The sequence below is a fragment of the uncultured Campylobacter sp. genome (genome assembly GCF_963517995.1).
Classification (GTDB): Bacteria; Campylobacterota; Campylobacteria; order Campylobacterales; family Campylobacteraceae; genus Campylobacter_A.
In genome coordinates, this window is record NZ_CAUQHQ010000187.1 from 1 (window position 1) to 3,612 (window position 3,612).

Annotated in this window: 4 protein-coding genes; 3 read left to right on the forward strand and 1 reads right to left on the reverse strand. The window is 44.8% G+C overall.

What is annotated here, in order from left to right; genetic code table 11:
- The 3 genes from RYL88_RS12270 to RYL88_RS12280 form a co-directional block, all read left to right on the forward strand.
- Positions 1 to 147 (forward strand): helix-turn-helix domain-containing protein (locus RYL88_RS12270; RefSeq protein WP_314991668.1); only part of this gene is annotated, 147 nt, incomplete at its 5' end.
- On the forward strand, positions 125 to 1,306 hold the full coding sequence (locus RYL88_RS12275; protein WP_314991663.1) for a sulfate adenylyltransferase: 1,182 nt from the start codon (positions 125 to 127) through the stop codon (positions 1,304 to 1,306). The genes RYL88_RS12270 and RYL88_RS12275, both read left to right, overlap by 23 nt.
- Positions 1,307 to 2,110: 804 nt before the next feature.
- A complete protein-coding gene (locus RYL88_RS12280; RefSeq protein ID WP_314991665.1) occupies positions 2,111 to 2,608 on the forward strand; it encodes a phosphatidylglycerophosphatase A in 498 nt (165 codons plus the stop codon).
- A 533-nt stretch (positions 2,609 to 3,141) separates the two neighbouring features.
- Here RYL88_RS12280 and RYL88_RS12285 read toward each other — a convergent pair.
- Positions 3,142 to 3,573 carry a fatty-acid--CoA ligase gene (locus RYL88_RS12285; protein WP_314991666.1) on the reverse strand — a complete coding sequence of 144 codons (432 nt, stop codon included), beginning with the start codon at positions 3,571 to 3,573 and terminating at the stop codon, positions 3,142 to 3,144.
- Positions 3,574 to 3,612: the final 39 nt, after the last annotated feature.

Consider the following 3,612-nt stretch of genomic DNA (forward strand, 5'->3'; position numbering starts at 1 on the left):
ATTTTGACGATCGACGACTACATCAAGCACATCATCGTAAACTATCAGGACAAATACCCCGACACCGAGCTTAGCAAAAAGCTAGGCATCTCGCGCAAATCGCTTTGGGAAAAGAGGAAAAAATATGACGTCGCCAAGAAAAAATAGCATACTGATAAACGACGAGGCTTTTGGGGCGCTTGATCTCATAGAAAATCAAATTTTTAGCAAATTTAACCGCCTGATGAACGAAAAAGAGGCGAACGAGGTTTATGAAACGGGCTTTTTAGGCGGCGAGCCGATGCCCTATGCTTTCGTATTCGCGCCGCAAGGTAAGCGCAATCAAGAAACGATAAAAAACGCGCAAAAAGGCGAGAAGATAGAGCTGATAAACTCTAGCGGCGAGCCTGTCGGGCATATAAACGTAAGCGGCTCGTTTAAATTTGATGAAACCAAAAGCGCGCAAAATATCTTTCGCGCTAACGAAACCGAGTCGGCGCGGCAATGCTGCGGCAAGCTAGCTATAAGCGGCGAGATAAAAATCTACGGCAGCGCGCTAGAAAAGGTAAAAGAGCGTATCGTGACCGTCAAAAAGGAGCAAAACGCGCAAAAAATCACGGCTATCATGCTAACCGCAGAGCCGTTTAACCGCGCGCACGAACGCCTTATCAGGATGACGATAGACAAGGCCGATTTGGTGTTGCTTTTTTTACTCAAAAGCCACGGCGCGGACGAGGTGATGAGCTTTGCGCTCAAAAAAAGAGTGCTTGAATACTTCATCCAAAACTACATCCCGCAAAATCGCCTAATCATCGTACCGTTTGAAAACTCCAGCCTCTTTAGCTCGCACCTAAATCCGACGCTAGAGTGCATCGCGGCGCATCGCCTAGGCGCGGATAAGCTCGTAGTCGGTCAAAATCACGCGGGTATCGGGATGTTTTACGATCACAACGTCGCTCACACGGTGCTAGAACGATACAAAAACGATCTAAATTTAGAGATAGTCGTGCTGCCGGAGCTTGTTTATTGCAACGAATGCAAAACGCTAGTTAGCACCAAGACCTGCCCGCACGGCCAGCACCACCATATCAAATACCACGCCCAGACGCTAAAAACATTGTTGCTAGCGGGTATCTTGCCGCCTGCGATCCTCATGCGGCGCGACATCTCAGCGATGATACTAAGCGAGCTTTTCCCGAACAGATTTGAAAATATCCAAAAACTTTGCGACGAGCTTTTTCCTAGCAACGGACTGCTCGAAAAGCAGACGGAGAGGGAATTTTACGAAAAATTAATGAAGCTTTATCAGACGACGTCGCTAAGCTAAATTTGCTTTCGGCGGTTTTGGTAAAGCGGCTTGTTTCGCGAGCGCCTTTAAATGATTTCGTAAATTTCGCCCTACGATAGGCCATATGCCTTATCTTGGGACGAAATTTACTTCAAAACATTTAAAATCATCTCACGATACTTCGCCTCATCTTTTTACGCTCAAATTTAAAGTCAAATTTGGCTAATTTTGTAAATTTGACTTCAAATTTTACTCGCCGAGACCCGCAACTTTAAGGCGCTAAATTTGGCTTTAAAATTTAACACTGCGCTCTCAAATTGCTTTAAACCGCTTTACTTTTATGTTAAGAGGGAAGGGGCTTGAATTACGAAGTCGCTCCCTTCCCCCTTAACAATCCCCTATCCCCTACGACGTGAGAGGTGGCGACATAGCTTTGCTGACGCAAGGCGTCGCTGGGTTTTGGAAACAAATTTGTAAATTTAGTATTTTCGGAGTGCGGGTATCGGTGGGTAAAATTTAGCGGTACATTGCGAAGTTGCCGCAAATTTTGCTCGTATAAAACGATCGGAAAATTTGATTGCCGTTTAGCAAAGCCTTAATTTTACCAAAGTCGGCGCTTGAGGCATCTAAAGTCAAATTTTAGAGATGCAAATTTGAGGTTTTTGGCTTGTAAAAATCAGATAAGTTTAACGGTTTTTGTAGCCAAATTTAAAAATATCTAAATTTGGCTCAAAATTTGGCGCCCAAATTTTGAAATTTGCAAGCTAAATTTGCTAAAATCGCGCTAAAAATCGGCGAGTAAAATGCGCCGATGATGATTTAAATTTGATTTCAAGGAAAAATATGCAAAGGTTGTTTTTAACGTTTTTTGGCGCCGGCCTAAGCCCCAAGGCTCCCGGCACGGTCGGCTCGCTAGCGGGCGCGATCGCGGCGTTTGGGATTTTGGCGATTTTGCCCGCTTCCACGTTATTTTTGGTTTCGATTTGCCTTTTTTTGTATAGCATAAAGATTATCGACGACTATGAGGCAAAAACCGGCGTGCACGATCACGGCAGCATCGTGATAGACGAGGTTGCGGGTGTTTGGCTAGCGATATCAATTAGCGGCGCTACGGCGGTGCAGTTTGCGCTATCGGTGGCTTTTTTTAGGCTCTTTGATATCTGGAAGCCGTCCGTGATCGGGCGCATCGATAGGGATGTCAAGGGCGGGCTTGGCGTGATGGGCGACGATATGGTCGCTGGGCTTTTTGCGGGGCTTTTTAGCGCGATTTGCTACGAGGCCGTGATAAAAATCGGACTTGACTACGAGTGGATCAAATTTGAGCTACCGTTTGTGAAGTAAGCTAACATCGGTAAGCGCCGTATTGTTTAAAGGGCGCCGAATTTGGCCCAAAAATCTCAAATTCGGCGGGCAAATATGGACGCTTTAGCGTAAAGCTAGCGGGTATCGCGCGGCTAGCCGAGTCGCTTTTTGCGGACATAAAAGGCTAAATTTAAGATTGCCGATTTTAGCTTTGTAAAAGCGCGGGCGCAAAAGTACTATCCGACTAAACGCCTAAATTTAAGCTTTAGCCTCGGCGATGTCCGTTTTTGCGCGTTTAAAGCGTTAAATTTTAGCCAAACGGGTTATATTTGCCTGAAAAATACGGTATCTTAGCGGCGGATAAGCGGTTTGCACCTTTTATCTCTAAAACGGCGCAGATATGCGTATTGCTTGCTTTCAAACCGAGCTTAAATGCCGTAAATATCGTTTTTGCCGCTTGATATTGGCTTAATCCTAAGCCTATAAAATCGGTAAACGAGGGTTTTGCGGCAGCGGCGAGACGAGCGTTTTATCTACCAAAATTCGCGTTTTGGGTCTTTAAAATTTACGAGCTACGACCTACTTTTTAAGGTTCCTTTTTGCTCGTAGGCTTCGATTTCTCTTACGTACTCGGGATTTTTCTTTTTTAGTTCGTTGCTCATAAATGCGATTAGCTTAGCGTCGGCGTTTTTGTGCGAGGCTAAAGCCGTAATAAAATTTAGATACTCTTTGGCTTCGTCGGGAGCTACGCCGTCTTTTTTGGGCGGTAATCTAAAATTCGTAGAAAACATCCTTAATATAGAAAAAAGTTTATTTTTACTAGTATTAGGATCGCTTGCGACGGTAAATAGGTCGTCTAAAGTAACGCCCCGCTCAGCGGCCTCTTTGGCTGCGGTGCTGGCTGCAATCTTGTCGCCGCCAAGTTTTGCCGCTAGAAAAATAAGAGAAGCTACGAGTATTAAAAGAACGGTAGCTAAAATGATTATTACCGTAGTTTGATTCATTATAGTTTTACTCCTTTTATGGGTTTCCTAAAATACGCC